The organism is Brevundimonas sp. TWP2-3-4b1, assembly GCF_049897665.1.
Taxonomy (GTDB): Bacteria; Pseudomonadota; Alphaproteobacteria; order Caulobacterales; family Caulobacteraceae; genus Brevundimonas; species Brevundimonas subvibrioides_B.
This window is the reverse complement of the sequence record NZ_JAFCWQ010000035.1, coordinates 1-18,946: the sequence shown is the minus strand read 5'-3', so window position 1 is coordinate 18,946 and position 18,946 is coordinate 1. Positions and strand designations below refer to the sequence as shown.

At 64.5% G+C, this 18,946-nt stretch carries 14 protein-coding genes, 1 tRNA gene and 1 pseudogene; 9 read left to right on the top strand and 7 right to left on the bottom strand.

What is annotated here, in order from left to right:
* Positions 1 to 218: 218 nt before the first annotated feature.
* From ACP7A5_RS17025 to ACP7A5_RS17015, 3 genes are all read right to left on the bottom strand, one after another.
* Positions 219 to 1,352: a DegT/DnrJ/EryC1/StrS family aminotransferase gene (locus ACP7A5_RS17025; RefSeq protein WP_426043019.1), complete on the bottom strand. Its 1,134-nt coding sequence runs from the start codon at positions 1,350 to 1,352 to the stop codon at positions 219 to 221.
* A gap of 43 nt (positions 1,353 to 1,395) precedes the next feature.
* On the bottom strand, positions 1,396 to 1,581 hold the full coding sequence (locus ACP7A5_RS17020) for a hypothetical protein (protein WP_426039755.1): 186 nt from the start codon (positions 1,579 to 1,581) through the stop codon (positions 1,396 to 1,398).
* A gap of 236 nt (positions 1,582 to 1,817) precedes the next feature.
* Positions 1,818 to 2,492 (bottom strand): OmpA family protein, encoded by a 675-nt coding sequence (locus tag ACP7A5_RS17015; protein WP_426039757.1) that lies wholly within the window; start codon positions 2,490 to 2,492, stop codon positions 1,818 to 1,820.
* A gap of 260 nt (positions 2,493 to 2,752) precedes the next feature.
* On the opposite strand from ACP7A5_RS17015, the gene ACP7A5_RS17010 reads away from it, so the two are divergent.
* Positions 2,753 to 3,664, top strand: a complete 912-nt coding sequence (locus tag ACP7A5_RS17010; RefSeq protein ID WP_426043020.1) for an isopenicillin N synthase family dioxygenase — start codon at positions 2,753 to 2,755, stop codon at positions 3,662 to 3,664.
* A gap of 30 nt (positions 3,665 to 3,694) precedes the next feature.
* Here ACP7A5_RS17010 and ACP7A5_RS17005 read toward each other — a convergent pair whose 3' ends face one another.
* Positions 3,695 to 4,687, bottom strand: a complete 993-nt coding sequence (locus tag ACP7A5_RS17005; RefSeq protein ID WP_426043018.1) for a complex I NDUFA9 subunit family protein — start codon at positions 4,685 to 4,687, stop codon at positions 3,695 to 3,697.
* Positions 4,688 to 4,884: 197 nt separating this feature from the next.
* Here ACP7A5_RS17005 and ACP7A5_RS17000 point away from each other — a divergent pair.
* The 7 genes from ACP7A5_RS17000 (at position 4,885) to ACP7A5_RS16970 (ending at position 13,005) form a co-directional block, all read left to right on the top strand.
* A tRNA-Leu gene (locus ACP7A5_RS17000) sits at positions 4,885 to 4,971 on the top strand.
* Positions 4,972 to 5,136: 165 nt separating this feature from the next.
* Complete coding sequence (locus ACP7A5_RS16995) at positions 5,137 to 6,354, top strand: tyrosine-type recombinase/integrase (RefSeq protein ID WP_426043017.1); 1,218 nt, start codon at positions 5,137 to 5,139, stop codon at positions 6,352 to 6,354.
* Between the two features lie 81 nt (positions 6,355 to 6,435).
* Positions 6,436 to 7,131 (top strand): hypothetical protein, encoded by a 696-nt coding sequence (locus tag ACP7A5_RS16990; protein WP_426043016.1) that lies wholly within the window; start codon positions 6,436 to 6,438, stop codon positions 7,129 to 7,131.
* Between the two features lie 238 nt (positions 7,132 to 7,369).
* Positions 7,370 to 7,525 carry a helix-turn-helix domain-containing protein gene (locus tag ACP7A5_RS16985; RefSeq protein WP_426043015.1) on the top strand — a complete coding sequence of 52 codons (156 nt, stop codon included), beginning with the start codon at positions 7,370 to 7,372 and terminating at the stop codon, positions 7,523 to 7,525.
* A 344-nt stretch (positions 7,526 to 7,869) separates the two neighbouring features.
* Positions 7,870 to 9,129 carry a tyrosine-type recombinase/integrase gene (locus ACP7A5_RS16980; RefSeq protein WP_426043014.1) on the top strand — a complete coding sequence of 420 codons (1,260 nt, stop codon included), beginning with the start codon at positions 7,870 to 7,872 and terminating at the stop codon, positions 9,127 to 9,129.
* 147 nt (positions 9,130 to 9,276) lie between these two features.
* Positions 9,277 to 9,903 (top strand): tyrosine-type recombinase/integrase, encoded by a 627-nt coding sequence (locus tag ACP7A5_RS16975; protein WP_426043013.1) that lies wholly within the window; start codon positions 9,277 to 9,279, stop codon positions 9,901 to 9,903.
* A gap of 231 nt (positions 9,904 to 10,134) precedes the next feature.
* Entirely contained in the window at positions 10,135 to 13,005 is a 2,871-nt protein-coding gene (locus ACP7A5_RS16970) for a PAS domain-containing protein (RefSeq protein ID WP_426043012.1), read from the top strand.
* A gap of 231 nt (positions 13,006 to 13,236) precedes the next feature.
* Here ACP7A5_RS16970 and ACP7A5_RS16965 read toward each other — a convergent pair whose 3' ends face one another.
* The 3 genes from ACP7A5_RS16965 to ACP7A5_RS16955 form a co-directional block, all read right to left on the bottom strand.
* On the bottom strand, positions 13,237 to 16,293 hold the full coding sequence (locus ACP7A5_RS16965) for an efflux RND transporter permease subunit (protein ID WP_426043011.1): 3,057 nt from the start codon (positions 16,291 to 16,293) through the stop codon (positions 13,237 to 13,239).
* Between the two features lie 435 nt (positions 16,294 to 16,728).
* Positions 16,729 to 17,211 carry a hypothetical protein gene (locus tag ACP7A5_RS16960; protein WP_426043010.1) on the bottom strand — a complete coding sequence of 161 codons (483 nt, stop codon included), beginning with the start codon at positions 17,209 to 17,211 and terminating at the stop codon, positions 16,729 to 16,731.
* A 948-nt stretch (positions 17,212 to 18,159) separates the two neighbouring features.
* Positions 18,160 to 18,582, bottom strand: coding sequence for a hypothetical protein (locus ACP7A5_RS16955; protein ID WP_426043009.1), 423 nt, complete (start codon positions 18,580 to 18,582; stop codon positions 18,160 to 18,162).
* A gap of 203 nt (positions 18,583 to 18,785) precedes the next feature.
* Here ACP7A5_RS16955 and ACP7A5_RS16950 point away from each other — a divergent pair.
* A pseudogene (locus ACP7A5_RS16950) lies at positions 18,786 to 18,946 on the top strand (IS701 family transposase); the annotation flags it as partial.

The window sequence follows — 18,946 nt, the reverse complement described above, 5'->3', positions numbered from 1 at the left end:
GGCCCGTCCGACCGCCGACGGCGTTCGCGAGCCTCTGAACCGTCGCGCCACCATCGGCATCAACTTCTAGGACGCCTGGACAAGAATCCCGATCTCGCAAGGATCGGGATCCTGACAGGAGCTCTGCCGATGAGCTGCATCAAGCCGTCGCCTCTTCCGAGGCGGCGGTTTTTTGCTGTTGGGAATGTCAGGTTGGGCCCGGTTGAACCTTGAGCGCGTCAGGCGTCGAACGTCGCTTCGATGACGTCGCAGACCCGGTCGATGTCGGCGTCGGTCAGGGTGCTGCCCGAGGGCAGGCACAGGCCGTTGGCGAACAGGGTTTCGGCCACCCGTTCATTGATCATCAGGGCGTCGCGGAACGCCGGCTGCAGGTGCATGGGCTTCCACACCGGCCGGGCCTCGATGTTGGCGGCGTCGAGCGCAAGGCGGAGGCGGTCGGGGCTGGCGACGAACTCGGGGTCCATCAGCATGACGGTCAGCCAGCGGGTGTGGCGCCGGCCCGGTGCCTCGGGCGCGAAGGCGACCCCGAAGCGACCGCCGAGCCGGGCCTCATAGCGATCGAAGATGGCGCGGCGGCGGGCGACCCTGGTCTCCAGCGCCTCCATCTGGGCCAGGCCCAGGGCGGCGGCGAGGCTGAGCATCCGGTAGTTGAAGCCGACCTCGGCATGTTCGTAGTGGACGGCGGGCAGGCGCGCCGCGGCGGCCAGATTACGGGCGCGGGCGACAAGCGCGCCGTCCTCCGAAGCCAGCAGGCCGCCGCCGCCCGTGGTGATGATCTTGTTGCCGTTGAACGAGAAGGCGGCGGCCGAGGCGCCATGGCCCGCGTGGCGGCCGTTGAGTGTCGCACCCACGGCCTCGGCCGAGTCGAGGATCACGGGGACGCCGTGGGCGTCGGCGACCGCACGGATCGCGTCGATATCGCAGCACTGGCCGTAGAGGTCGGCGGGAACGATGGCCCGGACGGTCAAACCTTCCGTCCGGGCGCGATCGAAGGCCTGTTCGAGCAGCCGGGGATCGAGGTTCCAGTCGGCGGGGCTGCTATCCACGAAGATCGGTCGTGCGCCCGCGTGAACGATCGGACTGATCCCGCCGATGAAGGTCAGGGTCGGGGCGATGACGGCGTCGCCGGGCTTCAGGTCCAGCATCGTCAGAGCCAGATGCAGGGCGGCCGTCCCGGATGAAACGGCCGTTGCGTGGGCGAAACCGGTCGCCTCGGCGAAGGCGCGTTCGAAGGCCTCCACCACCGGTCCGGCTGAGGAGACCCAACCGGCGTCAAAGGTTTCGAGCAGGCGCACACGCTCGGCGGGACCGATGTCGGGTGCGGAGAGAGGGATGCGGGTGGGGGCGGTCACTGGCGCAGGAGACGCCGCGTCGCCGATTCCTGCAAGCCGGAGATCAGCCGCCGGTTCGGATCAGGGCGGCGTCGGACGCGGGCTGGGCGGGGGTGTGGCGATCCACCATCGACTGGCCCACGGCGATGACGACGGTGGCGGTGAGGACGGCGGACGCGACGGCCGCGGCGACCATCCTGGCGCCCTGCGCCAGACGCCCGTCGTCGCGATTCCAGATGTCCTGATCCATGCCGCTCCCCCGAGTCGTCAGCATATCCTAGGACCACACCCGGAATCAGGACGCAAGTCACTGAACCGTGTGCGTTAACGATAAATCTCCCCACACACCGTGCATCCCGGCGAAGGCCGGGATCCAGCTCGACAGGCAGGCGGCCGGAGTGAACCGAAGGCTCCCCGGAGGCACTGACGGCGTTCGCCATCCGGCCCCCGGCCTTTGCCGGGGGCGCACGGTGAGAGAAGCCGCGATCAGCCCGTGAAGGGGCGGATCAGGATCTCGACGCGGCGGTTCTGGGCGCGGCCCTCGGCCGTTGCATTGGAGGCGACGGGGACGCGCGAGGACTGGCCGGCGACGAACAGACGCTCGCGCTGGACGCCGCTGCTGATCAGGGCGTCGGCGACGGCGAGAGCGCGGCGCTCGGACAGGGGCTGGTTGATCGCGTCTCCGCCCGAGGAATCGGTGTGGCCCACGACGTCCACCAGCGAGCGGTCGTACTCCGCCAGAACGCCGGCGACATCGCGCAGGACGGAATCGAAGCGCGGCTCGATGTTGGACTGGTTCACCGCGAAGGTGACGTCGGACGGCATGCGCAGGACCAGATTGTCGCCCTGACGCGCCACGCCCACGCCGCTTCCCGACAGTTCGGCCTCCATCGCGCGTTGCTGGCGGTCCATGTAGTTGCCGACGGCCGCCCCGCCCAGGGCGCCGACACCGGCGCCGATCAGGGCGTTGCGACGGCCCTGCTCGCCGTCAGAGGTGTTGGTCAGATAGCCGAGGACCGCGCCGCCCAGGGCGCCGTAGATCGCGCCCGTGCCCGTGTTGTTGCGGCTCGGTGTCGAGGAATAGGGATCCATGGTGGTGCAGGCGCCGGCGCCCAGCATGGCGGCGACACCGAGGCTCGTGACGATCAGGTTCATGCGCATAGCGAGTTCCTTTGAAAATGTACGGGTTCGTATCCACCCGAAACGTGGGCTTACGGTGAAGGTTCCTGCCTGACCCCGAGATGAACGAACCGCGAGAATGCGATATTGCGACCTCGATCTGCCAATTTGTGATGTCAGGGCGTAAGAACGTCTCCCCCGGCGTCCTCGGATGGATTGCCGCGCACGAATTGAAAGGCCCGCCCGTGACCGCCACCCTCGACGCCACTTCCGTTGCCGCCAAAGGCATCAAGCCCGTTTCGATGTCGCGCTACGACGCCGATTTCCAGGGCTTCAGCGATGAGCTGGGCGCCTCGTTCAAACGCTATGGCTTCGCTGTGATCGCGGATCATGGGCTGGACGAGGACGTCATCCACGCGGCCATCGACGACGCCAAGGCCTTCTTCGCCCTGCCGGAAGAGGTGAAGCGCCTGTACCACCAGCCGGGTACGGGCGGAGCGCGCGGTCTGACGCCGTTCGGTGTCGAGGCCGCCAAGGGCGCGGCGGCCGTGGATCTGAAGGAGTTCTGGCACACGGGCCGCGAACTGCCGGAGGGCCATCCCTATCGCCAGTACATGCGCGACAACCTGTGGCCGACCGAGGTGCCGGGCTTCAAACCGCATTTCTACGGGATGTTCGAGGCGCTGGATCAGCTGGGTCGCAAGATCCTGAAGGCCATCGCCCGGTACATGAAGCTCGGCGACGACTTCTTCGAGGACAAGGTCGAGCTGGGGAACTCCATCCTGCGGATGCTCCACTATCCGCCGGTTCCGGCAGGGGCGCCGGGCGTGCGGGCGGGCGCGCACGAGGACATCAACGTCATCACCCTGCTGCTGGGCGCGGAAGAAGCGGGCTTGCAGCTGAAGGACGCCGACGGTCAGTGGCTGGAGGTCGCGCCGCCGCCGGGCGCCCTTGTGGTCAATATCGGCGACATGCTGCAGCGGTTGACCAACCACGTCCTGCCGTCAACCAGCCACCGGGTGGTCAATCCCGCGCCGGACCGGGCCAGCTTCGCCCGCTATTCAACGCCCTTTTTCCTGCACTTCAATCCCGACTATGTGATCGAGACCCTGCCGTCGACGATCACGGCGGAGAACCCGGATCGCTATGCCGGCAAGTCGATCATGGCCGAGGACTTCCTGACCGAGCGACTGAAGGAAATCCGGCTGCTGTAGTGGTTCCCATCTCCCGATGGGAGAGGGCTGCTAGACGGCGGCTTCCGCCGGCACCGCGCCCGGGCTGGCGGCGAACTGGCCGCCGCGGCGGTAGCGCCACAGGTAGGACGGGGCGATGGCTTCCAGACCGGTCGCTTCGATATCGAGCGCCGACAGACCCTCGGCGTCCGGGGCCACGACATTGTCCGTCTTCAGCATCGCGACCTGGTCGCGCGTCAGGACGGGCGCGATGCCCAGGACGGCGGTGATCTCGGCCAGAGAGCCGATGGCCGAGGCGGCGAAGAAGGGCAGGGGCGCCAGCAGGCGGCGGCGGCCGGTCTCGCGCAGAATGTATTCGAGGATCTGCTTGAACGACCAGACCTCCGGGCCGCCCAGTTCGAAGGTGCGGCCGGCGGCGTCGGTCCGAACGACGGAGCGGGCGATGGCCTCGGCCACGTCTCCGACCCACACCGGCTGGAATTTCGTCACGCCGCCGCCGATCAGGGGCAGGGCCGGAGACATCGTCGCCATGGAGGCGAAGCGGTTCAGGAAGCCGTCACCGTTCCCGAACACGATCGAGGGACGCAGGATGACGGCGTCGGGCCTGATGGCGCGGACGGTGGCCTCGGCCTCGCCCTTGGAGCGGCCGTACTCGCCTTCGGCATGGGTGTCGGCGCCGATCGCCGACATCTGGACCAGACGGTCAACGCCGGCGGCGACGCAGCCCTCGGCGACATTGCGGCTGCCCTCGACGTGGGCTTTCTGAAAGCCGCGAGCCGGGGTTTCGAACAGGATGCCGACCAGGTTTACGGCCGCGTTCGCGCCCTTCAGGGCGGCGGCGACGTCGGCGGGGTTGGTGATGTCGCAGCGGACGGGCTGGATCTGACCCACGTCGCCGAGGATGCGCAGATCCTGGGCCAGGGCGGGCTTGCGCACGGCGACGCGAACGCGCCAGCCGAGACGAGCCAGGGCGCGGACGGCCTGGGTTCCGACGAAGCCGGAGCCGCCGAAGACGGTGACCAGACCGGGAGTGGATTCGGACATCGGGCGTTCCTTGAGCGGCGTCGTGAAAGCCCGCGCGGGCCTTGCAGGGCGGGGATAGACGATGCCCGGCGCCCCCGCAACGCAGGGGTGGCGCGCAAGCTGCGAGAAACCACCGAAAACCGTGTTGACCCGCTCCGTGCACTGCCTTAAGGGTCCGCGCCTTCCGGTCAGGAACGCGTTTCGACGCGCGCCTCCGGGCCCAGGTGGCGGAATTGGTAGACGCGCTGGCTTCAGGTGCCAGTGATAGAAATGTCGTGGAGGTTCGAGTCCTCTCCTGGGCACCAATTTCTCGTTCGCGGACATCCGTGAATGAGTAGAAAGTTCCTGAAAAATAAGGGATAAGGCGGGGGTTGGCCCCGCCGAAGCCCGCCTGTGTTCGCCGATGATCGGGGGGCGGTTGGGGTCTTTTTGGGGGTCACGCAAATGACCCCCACGGGAGTGACCCCCAAATGGCATTGTCAGATGCGGCGATCCGCGCCGCAAAATCCGCAGACAAACAATTCAAGCTCCATGACGAGGGCGGTCTTTTTCTGATCGTAAAGCCTTCTGGCGGAAAACTTTGGCGGCTGAAATATCGGCATTTGGGCAAAGAGCAGCAACTGAGCGTCGGGCGTTATCCCGACGTAGGGCTGAAAGATGCCCGGGCACGCCGTGACGAAGCCCGCAAGCTGATTGCCAACGGGAAAAATCCGACCTTCGAGAAAAAACGCGCCGTCGTCGCTGCATCCGTGGGGGCGGCCAACACATTCTCTGCCATCGCTGAAGAGCTGATCGCCAAGCGCCAGCGCGAGGGCCTTAAGGACATCACCACCGGCAAGATGCGGTGGCTTTTGTCGCTACTGGCCCCGGCCCTGGGCGACCGGCCCATAGCCGAAATCGAACCCTTCGAACTGTTGGCGGCGATCAAGAAGGTCGAAACGTCTGGTCGTCTGGAAACGGCGAAACGTTTGCTGGCCTTCGCCGGGCGCGTCTTTCGCTACGCGGTGGCAACAACGCGCGCCCGGCACAACGTGGCGGCTGATCTGCAAGGGGCGCTGGTCGCCCCTAGGGTGAAGCATCATGCCGCCATCATCGATCCCAAGGGCGTGGGTGCCCTGCTGAGGGCGATTGATGGGTTCGAGGGGCAGCCCGTGACGTTGTGGGCGCTTCGCCTTGCACCCCACGTCTTTGTCCGTCCCGGCGAGCTTCGACAGGCCGAATGGACCGAGATCGACCTGGAAGCCGCGACCTGGCGGATACCGGCGGAACGGATGAAGATGAAGCGTGAGCACGTCGTGCCGCTGTCGAAGCAGGCGGTAGCAATCCTGACTGAAGCGCGGGGCCTGACTGGCGGTGGCCGTCTGGTCTTTCCGGGTCAACGCACTCCGAAGCGGCCCATGTCGGAAAACACCCTGAATGCCGCTCTGCGACGCCTTGGCTACAGTACAGACGAGATGACGTCGCATGGCTTTCGGTCAACGGCGAGCACCCTGCTGAACGAATCTGGCAAATGGAGCAGCGACGCCATCGAACGCGCTCTCGCCCACGGCGACGCCGACGGCGTTCGCGGGGTTTATCACCGGGGAGCACACTGGGATGAACGGGTACGGATGGCGCAGTGGTGGAGCGATTATCTGGACGGGTTGAAGGCGGGTAAAGAGATCGTTCATCTTGGACGTACGGCCTGACAACCCAGAATCTCGTGTTTTGCCAATCAGCCGCGAACGGTGAGACACTGGTCGCCTCTTTTTCTTGGCTAGGGGCTGTCCGTGGAACCGATCGATTATTGGAAGCTCAGCACGGAGTATTCCGTGGTGCAGGCCGCGCTGCTGACCTGTGGTCATGACCCGGCCGAACATCAATTCGATGTTGAGGGAAACGCGACAAAGCCTGCTGGCTATAGTGCCGTGCGGAGTGCCCTCCACAACGCGATTCTAAGCGGCAATCTCCAGGCAAATACCCACGTTAATCAAGACGATTTCGGCAACCCTTCGACCCTGGACCTCCATCAGACGAAAGTTCACGTCGCCGACCTGGCTCGCTTTCTGAAATCCAGCGGGTTCTCGTCGCCGGTCTTTGACCGGCCTTCAGACGATCAACAGGGAGCATCCGATGGCCCCGCATACCCTCCCAAGCTCGCGGCCGCCAATAAGGCTTGGGCCACCGTGACGGCAAACCCGTCCCTTTTGATCGGGAAGTCGCCAAAGCAGGCGTTGAAGAAATGGTTGAGCGACAACGCCGCCGAACTTCAACTGCTCAGTCGGGACAGGTCAATCAATCGGACCGGTATCGAGGAAATCTGCAAGGTGGCGAACTGGAAACCGTCTGGCGGTGCGACGCCGACGCCGTCCCTGAACAGGCCTTCGGAATCGGCACCCCTGGTTCGCCTTCCGGACCCCAAGGACGAATCAACACGTTCGACGAAGCGCGAAACCTACGATCTGAACGATGACATTCCGTTCTGAGTTCGCGGGCACAAGCCAACGGGTGTTTTCTTCAAACCAGCCCCCTGGCTAACGCGGAACCCTACCCCGGCTTCATCCCAGCCCGCCCCCTGCTTATGCACAGTCGAGGCATGACTGTCAGGTGGGTATATCTCATTGACAGGGCTATGTTTTTATCGACCCGCCCCGCTATCGCGGCCCTGCGGCGCATCACAGTTTGTTGGCGTTCACCAACAGACGGAGGCGCTCAATGGAGCCCTTGGCCCTTTCCATTAACGACACCGCCAAGACCCTTAGCCTTGGCCGGACCTCAATCTATGCCCTGATCCGGGAGGGGCGGCTGGAGACGATCAAGATCGGCCGCCGCACGCTGATCAGGTCGGCGTCGGTGCGTCGCATCATGGGCAGCGAATAGAGGCGTCCGGCAATGGCACGGCTCAACCCCCGGCTGGCGAAGCTGCACCGCTCCTACACCGTGGAGGAGGTGTCGCGTCTCTATGGTGCCCATCGCAACACGGTTCGCGGGTGGCTCAAGGCGGGCCTGTCCGCCATCGATGACCAGCGGCCCATGATGATCCAGGGGCGAGCCCTGCGCGCCTTCCTGCAAGGCCGTCTGGATCGGGCCAAACGCCCCTGCCGACCGGGCACCCTCTATTGCTGCAAATGCCGTGCGCCGCGCGAACCGTCCTCCGGGTCGGCGGTGTTTGAGGCACGAGCGACAGGTGCGGGAACCCTGCGCGCCCTCTGCGCCAACTGTGGGTGCCGGATGTTCCGGCGAGCCCGTCAAGCGAGCCTGGCGGACATAATGCCGAAAATCCCCGTCCGGATCGTGGAGGCACCGCCACACATAGAAGAGCGCCCGCTCCCCTCCCCAATCTGTGCCCAAAGACAGGACGAAAAGACATGACCAAGCACAACGCCGCGAACGAGCGGATCAAGCGCGCCTATTTCATCTATCTGCGCGAGGCCCGGCGGCGCAACGATGCGTCTGTGGACGGCGTCGCCAAGGCCTTGGCCCGCTTTGAAGCGTCCACCGGATGCCGCGACTTCGGCAAGTTCCACCGGGAACAGGCGGTGGCATTCAAGCGCAAGCTGGATCAGCAGACTGGCGAACGTAGCGGCGAGCGCCTCAGCCGCGCGACCGTCAACTCGACGCTTTCGGCCCTGCGGACCTTCTTCATCTGGCTGGCCGATCAGCCGGGTTACAGGCGAAAGGTCAGCTATTCCGACGCGGACTATTTCAACCTGTCGGAAAAGGATGTGCGGATCGCCCGTGCCGTCCGGGAAAAGCCTTTCCCGTCGGTGGATCAGGTCAACCACGTCCTGGCCTGCGCGCCGGCCACCACCGACATCGAAATGCGGGACCGGGCGCTCATCGCGTTCGCCCTGTTGACCGGTGCCCGTGACGGCGCGCTGGCTTCGTTGAAGCTCAAGCATATCGACCTCGCGCAATCCCGGCTGGATCAGGATGCGCGGGAGGTGAAGACGAAGTTCTCGAAGACGTTCTCGACCTGGTTCTTTCCGGTGGCGGGCGAGGCCCTGGCGATCTTCACTGCATGGGTTCAGCATCTGCGACAGAACCTGCTGTGGTCGGACAGCGACCCTCTATTCCCCGCCACCCGCATGGGCCTTGGTCCGGACGGCGGGTTCTTGGCCGTCGGGCTGAAGCGTGAGCATTGGAGCACGACCGAACCGGTCCGCCGCATTTTCCGCGAGGGGTTCGAGCGTGCGGGCCTGCCGTATTTCAAACCCCACGCGATCCGGGACACTCTGGTCCAGTTTGGCGAACAGGTCTGCACGACGCCGGAAGAGTTCAAGGCGTGGTCGCAGAACCTGGGCCACGAAAAGGTGCTGACCACTTTCACAAGCTACGGCTCGGTGGCGTCGCATCGACAGGCGGCGTTGATTCGGGAACTCGGGGCCAAGACAACCACCGAGGAACCGGCCGGTTCTCTGGAGGCGCGGATGGCGCGAATGGAGGCCTTGTTGGCACCAAGGGTTGTTGGCGTCGCGGATTAGCCGCGCTGTCAAACTCCACTTTTCCGCCCACGCTCCATCTCCGAAGAAAAGTTAGCGTGTTGCGGTCACCGGTTGAGCCCACCGCGCATTCCGGGCTCGCGGGATGTAGAGTGAACGGCAGGGGGGCCTCTGTCGTGGGAGGTGGCCATGGGCCAGCCCGATCTTTTTCGCATGCCTCGAAAACCCTGGAACGCTGGGCGAATGACTGGAGCAAAAGCTCCTCTCAAGCCGAAGCATATCTGGGCGATCCGCCAACACTTGAAGTCGCTCGGGTCAGTCCGGGATCTGGCGATGTTCAACACGGCGTTGGATGCAAAACTCAGGGGCTGCGACCTCGTCAAGCTGCGGCTTGCCGATGTCGCCCAAGGAGGGGTTATTCGTCAGCGCTCCACAATCGTCCAGCAAAAGACCGGGCGACCCGTACCGTTCGAAATCACAGAGCCGGCGAGAGAAGCGTTGACGCAATGGCTCGACCTCCATGGCCGACGGCCGGATGACTGGCTGTTCCCAAGCCGCAGCAATGTCGGCAGGCACATCGGAACGCGCCAGTACGCACGCATCGTCGACGGCTGGGTTCGCATGATCGACCTCAACTCGAGTGCGTACGGCACCCACAGCCTCCGGCGAACCAAGGTGGCGCTGATCTACAAGAAGACCGGGAACCTCCGCGCCTGCCAGCTGCTCCTGGGTCACGGCAAGCTGGAAAGCACTGTCAGGTATCTCGGCATCGAAGTGGATGACGCGCTGGAGATCTCGGAGCAGATAGACCTCTGAGCAGGCTTGGGACAGTCCGCCGGAAAGCGGACTGTCCCAATGTCGCAGAGGGGTGGTTAGCGGACATGGCATCACTCGTCGCGGAGGTTCCGAGATCGACCCGACACCAGACCACTTTGGCTGGGTGAAACGGGCCTGCGGGCAGAGGCGCTATCTGTTAGTTTGACGCGCACACTGCGAATGATCGTCGTTAAAATCTGAACGCCGGGAACATGGGGGATCGATACAACTATGGGTACCGGCAAAAAGGTTGACGTCGAAAGCGTCATCATAACCCGCGATCTTGAGCGGCGGCCATCGCGTGCGCCGGACTATCAGGCCGAGAACCGAGCCCTCACCTCCCTCGCCGAAGCTTTAAGCAGCAGGCCTGAAACGGTTTTGCAGCGTGTCGTCGAACTGACAATGGAGCTGACCCGATCCGGATCTGCAGGGATCAGCCTGCTGGAGCCGGGCGGAGAAAACAGCGCATTTCGCTGGGTCGCCACAGCCGGAGCTTGGTCCCCCTATCGCGACGGGACGATGCCCCGCGAGGCCAGCCCGTGCGGTGAGGTCATAGCACGCGAGGCGGTCGTGCTGATGAAGAACCCCGAACGATCGTTCCCAGCCTTATTGCAGGCAGACCCCGGCATCAGCGAGGGGTTGCTCGCCCCTTTCCATATCGACGGCGAGCCCGTCGGCACGCTTTGGACGATCAAGCATGGTGCCGACGATCATTTCGAGACCGAGGACGCACGTTTGGTTGAAAGCCTCGCCCGGTTCGCTTCGGCTGCCCAGCAGGTCGTGCTAGCGTTGCGTGGCGCGCATCAAGATCAGTTGGCCAGCAATACCCGCCTGCGTGCCTTGACCCAGGCAAGCACTGACGCCTTCTACGTCATGAGCCCCGACATGCTCGAGTTGCGCGCCCTGGCGGGCGGCGAGTTTATTGCGGGTACGGCCCGCCCCAGCCAAGCTTGGTTGGAAAACTACATCCCGGTCGAAGACCACGCCTCCACGCTGGCGGCGATAGGCGAGGCGGTTCGCACCAAGGCAAACTTCAATCATGAGCACCGCGTCCGCCAGATCGACGGCGGGATAGGGTGGGCGGTTTCGCGCGCGGTCCCCATCTTGGACCCTGCTGGCAGCATCCTAGAGTGGTTTGGGGCGGCCCAGAACATTACCGCGACGAAGCAAGCGGAGGCTGCGCGCCGCGAAGGCGAAGAGCAACAGGCTTTCCTACTGAAGCTCAGCGATGCCTTGCGGGCGGAACCGAACGCCGAGGCCATGTCAGAACGAGCGCTCCGGATGCTCATGGAGCAGATGCGGCTCGATCGCTGCTACGTTGGGATTTATCGGCTGGCGGAAGACACGGCCGAGTTTCCCCACCAGGTGCACGACGACCATCTGGCGCCGTTGCCTGCTCAGGTGCGTCTGTCCGATTTCCCCGAGGCTTTCGAGATCGCGAGGGATCGAACGCTGGTGATCGACGACGTCGGGGGGATGGAGGGGCTTTCGGACGGCGACCGGGCCAGTATCGAAGGCCTCGACATTCGTGCCTTGATCGCCGCGACCCTGCGCAAAGGCGAGAACAACCCGCTTTGGGCGATCGTGGCCACCTCGACCGCCCCTCGGGTTTGGACACAGGGCGAAGCCTCCCTTGTCGAAGAGGTTGCCGAACGCACCTGGACGGCGGTGGAGCGCGCCCGCACTGAGACGGAGCTGCGCGAAAGCGAGGCACGCTTCTCGCAGTTCGCCGCCTCTTCCACAGACGTGCTGTGGATCCGGCGAGCGGACACGATGGACATGGAGTTTCTAAGCCCGGCCTTCGCAACCGTGTACGGCATGGCCCCGGAAAGGGCGATGGGCGCGGTGCAGCACTGGGGAGCGCTAATCGTTCCCGAGGACCGGGACGCGGCGTTGGGGCATCTGGAACTGGCACGGCGCGGAGACCCGGCGGTGCATGAATTCCGTATCAGGCGTCCGTCGGACGGCACCTTCCGCTGGATCAAGGATCACGACTTCCCACTCTTCGACGAAAACTGCGTGAAGTGGGTCGGCGGCATCGGCACCGATGTGACCGAGGCGAAGCTTTTGGCAGAGCACCAGTCAGTGCTGCTCGCCGAACTGCAGCATCGCGTTCGCAACATTATGGCGATGCTGCGCTCGGTGGTCAAACGGACGGCCGCAACTGCGGAAAGCGTGGCCGCTTACGAAGGGCTGATAATCGGTCGCCTGATGGCCTTGGCCAGAACGCAGACGTTGCTGACGCGCGGCGTCGACGTCGGCGTCGAGATCGGCTTGATCGTCCGTGAAGAACTTGAGGCGCAAGCGGACCACCAAGGCCAATACTCGCTGTCGGGACCCGAGGTGGTGATCTCTCCGAAGGCAGCGGAGGTCCTGTCGCTGGCCATCCACGAACTGGCCACCAATGCTCTGAAATACGGCGCGCTGTCTGTCTCCGAGGGCATGGTCGAGGTGGCCTGGCAGGTGCATGGTGCCGATGGGTCTCCCCTACTCAGGCTCGACTGGACGGAACGTCGTCCCGCGCCCGCCGACTGGTCGCCACCCACGCGCAAGGGTTTCGGCAGCCAGCTCATCGAACAGCGCGTGCCTTACGAACTGCGCGGTCGTGGTGAGATCGTGATAGGACCTGAAGGCGCTCGCGCGTTTATCGAGTTCCCTTTGCAGCCGGGAGCGAGCATCCTTGAAACAACCGCCCCCATGCCGAGCGGAGTTTCCGGAGGATCGATAGATATGACGGGCGAACCGAGCCTGGTCGGCCAGACGGTGCTGGTTCTGGAAGACGACTTCTATCTCGCCCAGGACGCCACGAGTGCCCTGAGCGAGGCCGGGGCCGAAGTGATCGGACCGTTCGGGACCACCGCCGATGCCTTGGAAGCCGTCAAAAGCCATCGGATCACCGCTGCTGTGATCGACGTCAACCTGGGCGCAGGTCCATCGTTCGTAATCGCTCACGCCCTTCGCGAAGCCGGCGCGCCCTTCGTCTTCCTCACCGGCTATGACAGTAAGTCCATTCCCAAAGAATTCGCCGATGTCGTGCGCCTCGAAAAGCCGACAGGCCCCCGCGACATCATCCGCGCCGTAGCGGATTTGGCGCGGGCCTGAGGCCGGGAGCCGACTATGTGAGTGTCCGCTATGGGTCGGGATCGGTCAAAGCCTATCAGGCGGAAAGCGGACATTGGAGCAGCGCGCCGGAAGCGGACTTCGCCAAGGTCGGCTCGGGTGGTGAGCAGACATTGGTCCCGGAAGCAGACCTTCCGCAGGGCTGTTAGGGGTGGTTTTCAAACATTTCGTCCGTCGCTCAGGATACCGACGATCAATCCTGCCCGCTCTCGCCTACGCCCGACGATAACGCCAGATCAGAGCGGGCAGCATGAACAGCGTCGCCGCAGTTGAGGTCAGCAGCCCTCCGAGAATGACGATCGCCATCGGCCCCTGGATTTCTCGCCCCGCCTCACCGTTCTGGAGGGCCAGGGGCAGCAGCCCGAGACCCGTGACCAGGGCGGTCATCAGGATCGGCGTAACCCGTTCCTCGGTCGCCTTCACGAGCGTTTCCACTGACCATTCTCGCTTCTCGTGCCGAATGACGTGATCCACATGCGAGACCAGAAGGATCGAGTTTCGCGATGAAATCCCGAAGAGGGTGACGAAGCCCACAAGGGCACCAAGCGACAGGCTGCCGCCCGCGAGCGGCAGAGCGAGAATGCCCCCAAGGAGCGCCACCGGCGCGCTGCAAAGCACCAGTCCGACCGAGCGTCCGTCGCCGAACACGAGGAGCAGAAGGACAACGGCGGCCAACGCCGCAATGGCGCAGTTGAACACGAGTTGATTGCGGGCCGAGGCGGCTGCGTCCGCCGTGCTGGACACGGACGCGACGATGCCGGGCGGCAGGCGTAACGAGGCGATAGCGGCCTTGGCCTCGCGGGCGACCCGAGCCACATCCGCAGGATCGGGATCGGCGGTGATGACTTCCCGGCGACGCCCGGCTTCACGCGAGACGACGGTCCGCTGGCTTCCCATCCCGACGTCGGCGACGCTCGACAGCGGCACCTCGCCCGCCGCGCCTCGCAGCACGACCTGCCCGATAGCTGCGGGGTCGGCTCGCAGCTCCGGCGGCAGAATGACCGTCACGTCGATGGCTCGATCCGGACGGTAGAGCTGCGTCGCGACGGTGCCCAGATACGCGCTCGACACGACATCGAGCATGTCGTTGACGGTCAGTCCCGCATTCCCCAGTTGGTCGACACGAGGACTGATCCGGATGGCCGGTGCTTCTGGCGGTGTCTGTCGGGTCACATCGCCGGCACCGGGTATGGCCTCCAGTGCGCGCGCGACCGCATGGCTCGCCAGGTCGAGATCACCGAGATCGTCGCCGAAGACGCTGACGGCGACCGGGGCCTTTTCGCCGGTCACGGACTCACCGATCCGGTCGCCCAGGAAGGTCAGGACTTCGGTCTCAAGCCCCGGATGGCTGTCCAGGGCCGCGCGCAATCCGGCCTCGACCCTGTCCTGCGCGGCACCGCTGAGATGGGGCTTCAGTTCGATATGGAACTCGCTCTGCTCCGGTCCCCACGTGTCTTCCCCGCCCTGCGCGCGTCCAATCTGTTGCTCGACCGTCTGAACCCCGTCAATCGCCAGAAACTCGGTGGTCAAGGACTGGCCCAGATTGCGGCTCGCCTCCAGCGAAGTTCCCGGAGCAGCGGAGACTCCCACGACGAAATGACCTTCGCGAAAGGTCGGCAGCAGTTCGGAGGGGAAGATAAAGGGGGCAACCAGGAGGGCGACGACGCTTGCAGCGGTGGCGACCATCGCAACGCTGCCTCGGCCCGCGCCACTGGCGATCAGTCCCGTGGCGCGCGTCTTCAGTCTGGAAAGCCAGCCCGGTTCGGCCACCGGAGACCAGCCCTTGAGTGTGAGCAAGGCCAGAGCAGGCGTCACTATGACCGCGACCAGCAGCGAGGCCATCGTCGCCAGAATGAAGGCGGAGGCCAGTGGGCCGAAGAACCGGCCCTGCAACCCGTCCAGCAGCAAGACCGGCGCGAGCGTCAGTGCGACGACCAGAGTTGCATAGACGACCGGCCCGCGAACCTCGACCGAAGCGTGCTGGATGACCTCGGCGAGCGATCCAGACGTCTTCTCTCGCAGGCGTCGGACGATGTTCTCGACATCGATGACCGCATCATCGACGACGACGCCCAGCGCGACCGCGAGCCCGCCGAGGACCATCGTATCGAGGGTGTGCCCCAGGAGGTCCATGACGATCAGGGCGGCGAGAAGCGAGATCGGGATGCTGACGAACGAGATGATCACCGTTCGAGCGCTGCCCATGAAGGCAAACAGGACGACCGCGATCAAGGCCGCCCCGATGATCAGATCTTCGCGGAGTCCGGACAGGGCGGTGTTGATGAAGTTCGCAGGGCGGTGGAGATCGGCGTTGACGGAAACCCTCTGGGGGGTCAGCGCCGGTTGCAGTTCAGCGAGCGCGGCATCGACCGCGCGTGTTGCGTCCAGAGTGTTGGCCCCATACTGGCTCGACAGGCTGATCAGGACGCCTGGCTGGCCCATGATCAGCGCCTCGCCGAGACGGGGCTCGAACGCTTCGACGACATCGGCGACGTCCCCGACCGTAACGCGCTGGCCCACCACGGATCGGATCACGCCGCGTGCCAGATCATCAGGACCCTGGGCCTGTCCCTGTGGTGTGATGAGGATGCGCTGGGCAGGCGTGTCGACGAAGCCGCCTCCCCGAACGCCTGTGGCTGCAGCAACGGCACTGGCGAGGTCGGACGGCGTGATGTTGAACCGCGCCATGTCGCCGGGCCGCATCCGCACCTCGATCCGGCTGACCTCCCCGCCATAGACGCTTGCCCGCGCGACACCCTGCGTTGACAGAAGCCGGGGACGGACCACCGTGTCGATCAGGCTTCTTAGCTGCTCCGGTGAAAGCGTATCGCTCGTGAAGCCGATCTTCAGAAGGTCCATCGTCGAGGAGGTCAAAGGCGCGACCTGGGGCGACTTGGCGATGGCGGGCAGGGAGGAGCCAGCCTCGACCAGACTGTCCGTTACCGTCTGGCGCGCGCGATAGGGATCGACCTTGTCGGCGAAGATCACCGTCACCACCGAGATGCCCTGGATCGACTCGGATCGCACGGCCTCGATGCCTTGGCCGCCCGCGATGGCTTGCTCGATGGGACGGGTGATCAGCTGCTCGACCTGTTCGGCAGACAGACCGGGCGCTTCTGTCTGAACCTCGACCTGAGGTGGCACGAAATCCGGAAAGACGTCGAACTTGGCTCTCGATAGCGTGACCAGGCCGTAGGCTACGATGAGGCCCGCCAGAAGCGCGACAAGGCGCGGACGGGATAGCGACCAGCGGACAATGAGGGTGAGCATGTCGCCTCTGAATGAGTCTCGTTCGACAAGCTCTACATTGGTTCTCTTTTACTGCTGCGCCGAATATGTCGAACCGGCGTGGCCGTCTGCTTTGGGTCGAGAGCGGCGGTCCGCGTCTGGCCCGAAACCGGATGTTCGGACTAGCCGCCGAAAGCGGTCGCGTGAGACGTCCGTTCAGGGTGGTTAGCGGACATTACCGCTGCCGGTCTCAAGACCCTCGACTGACCGCCACCAGCCGTCTCACCACCTCGGCGCGGTCGGTGGCGGACAGGTCCATGCGGGCGGCCTAGGTGTATCTTTCTCGGGCCTGGTCGTGCCGTCTCTCTAGTTGGAGCCCACTAGCCCACGAGGGATGCAACCAGAGAGACCGGTGGCGCAGAAACGAAAACGGCGGCCCCCGCAGGAGCCGCCGCTATTTGGCTTACGAAGGAGCGATCACTCGTCTTCGTCTTCGTCTTCCTCGTCCTCCTCTTCGTCTTCGTCCTCGTCCTCCTCCTCCTCTTCGTCTTCGTCCTCGTCCTCCTCCTCGTCTTCGTCTTCGTCCTCGTCCTCGTCGTCTTCCTCGTCCTCCTCCTCGTCTTCCTCGTCTTCCTCGTCCTCGTCTTCCTCTTCGTCAACGTCATCGTCCTCGACGTTGAGGTCGTTCAGTTCGCAGAGATCGACGTTGAACACCTCTTCGGTGTCGCCGTCGTCGTAAACGGCTTGCAGGTCGTATTCGCAGTCTTCCAGGTCGTCCTCGACCGAGATGTCGGCGGTCTCGCCCGGGCCAATCGACTCGCCGTCCAGAATGTCTTCATCCCAGTTCTCGTTCGACGATTCACCGACCTTCAGCTCGACCATAGTGGCGTCACTGTTGTTAGTCAGAGAGAAGGCCATGTCCTGGGCGACCGAGCTGGTGCCGAACATGATGGCGACCACCGAGGCCGCCACAAACAGTTTGGTTTTCTTCATCTTATAGTCTCCCTTGTCGGCGAAACGCCGAGCTGAAAAGTAGTGATTGGTAAGGTTCGCCCGACGTGTCCCGGTGACGTTGCCCGCACGGCCTCACGATCGTTCCTGACGCCTTACTCCGGCTTGTGCGGATCACTGTCGTAGGTTGCCTGGCTACGCCGGATCGTTGTCGTGCCCTCCTCAGGCTCGGCTGGGGTTGATCCGCAGACGGTGCCGAAGCGGCGGGTGCCGCGTCAGTCGCGGGTTGGTCCGTTTCGGGATAAGCCGCTTCCTCGTCATAAGCCGCTGCCTCCTCCGGCGGGAGCACGTCCCTTGCCTCAAGCGTCACGGCCTGGCCGCCCCCCCCAAGAGCCATCGCCGTGGCTTCGACAGTGGCGTTGCCACCGGCGCTGGACGGTGCCACGGCCCCCAGTGCGATCAGCAGCCCCAGGGCAGTGGATGTTGCGAGCAGTTTCACAGGCCCCTCCTTTGGTGAAGGCGTCACCATTCACCGTTTTCGACAAGACGTCATCTCGAAAATCACGGATTTTCCTGATGGTCCCTGACGACCTCAGCGAAAGCAACGTTTGAAAGGGGTCGGACCACGACATTGGCATCAGGCCCGAAACCGGACACTCACCCCTGTGTCCCGGAAGCAGACCTTCCCGACGGCTGTTGAGGGTGGTTTTCAGACATTACCGCAGCCGGTCTCAGGTCCCTCGACTGACCGCCCCCAGCCGCCGCACCACCTCGGCTCGGTCGGCGGCGCTCAGGTCCATGCGGGCAGCATCGGTGTACCTTTTTCGGGCCTGATCGTGCCGTCTCTCTGATTGAAACCCACGGCCCCACGAGGGATGCAACCGGAGAGACCGGTGGCGCGGAAACGAAAACGGCGGCCCCGCAAGAGCCGCCGCTATTTGGCTTACGAAGGAGCGATCACTCCCCGTCTTCCTCGTCTTCCTGGTCTTCGTAGTCGTCTTCCTCGTCCTCGCAGCCTGAAGCGGCGTCGTCTTCCAAACCATCTTCCTGATATTCGCAGTCGGAACCGTCGTCGGCGTCTTCGGAGTCGGCATCCTCATCTTCATAGTCTTCGTCTTCGTAGTCCGAATCCTCGTCCTCATAGTCTTCGTCTTCGTAGTCCGAGTCCTCCTCGTCGCTCTCAGCGCCGGCATATTCGTCCTCCGACTGCTCTTCTTCCTCTTCGTTGGCGTCGGCCCATGGCTCGTCGGCGGGCGGAGGTGGTGGCGGTGGTGGCGGTGGTGGCCCGGCATCCGTCGCGGGCTTGGCAGCGTCATCCAACGCGGGTTGGTCGGTCTCGGGTGGGAGGCTTTCATCACCCTCAGGCAGGATAGCGGGCATGCCTGTAAGCACTTGGGTGTTTCGAAACCCGACTCCTTGTGCCTGGGCCGACCCCCCGAGAGCCATCGCCGTGGCTTCGACAGTGGTATTGCCATCGGCGCTGGCCGGTGCCACGGCCCCCAGGGCGATCAGCAGCCCTAGGCTCAGGACTCATTGGGTCATAGCCAGAAGATGACGATGGCGGCGATGGTGATGGCAGACATGAAGGTGTGTGCGCATCGATCGTAGCGGGCCTTTTCCTGGATGGGTTGCTCAGTGACGAGCGTCGCAAGACCGGCTGGATGCGGGCTGAAGCGGCGGGCGATCCTGGTCCCTGGCGGCAGCAGGCGGTGCTCGGCCGCGGTCTGTGGGATGCCGAAGCGCT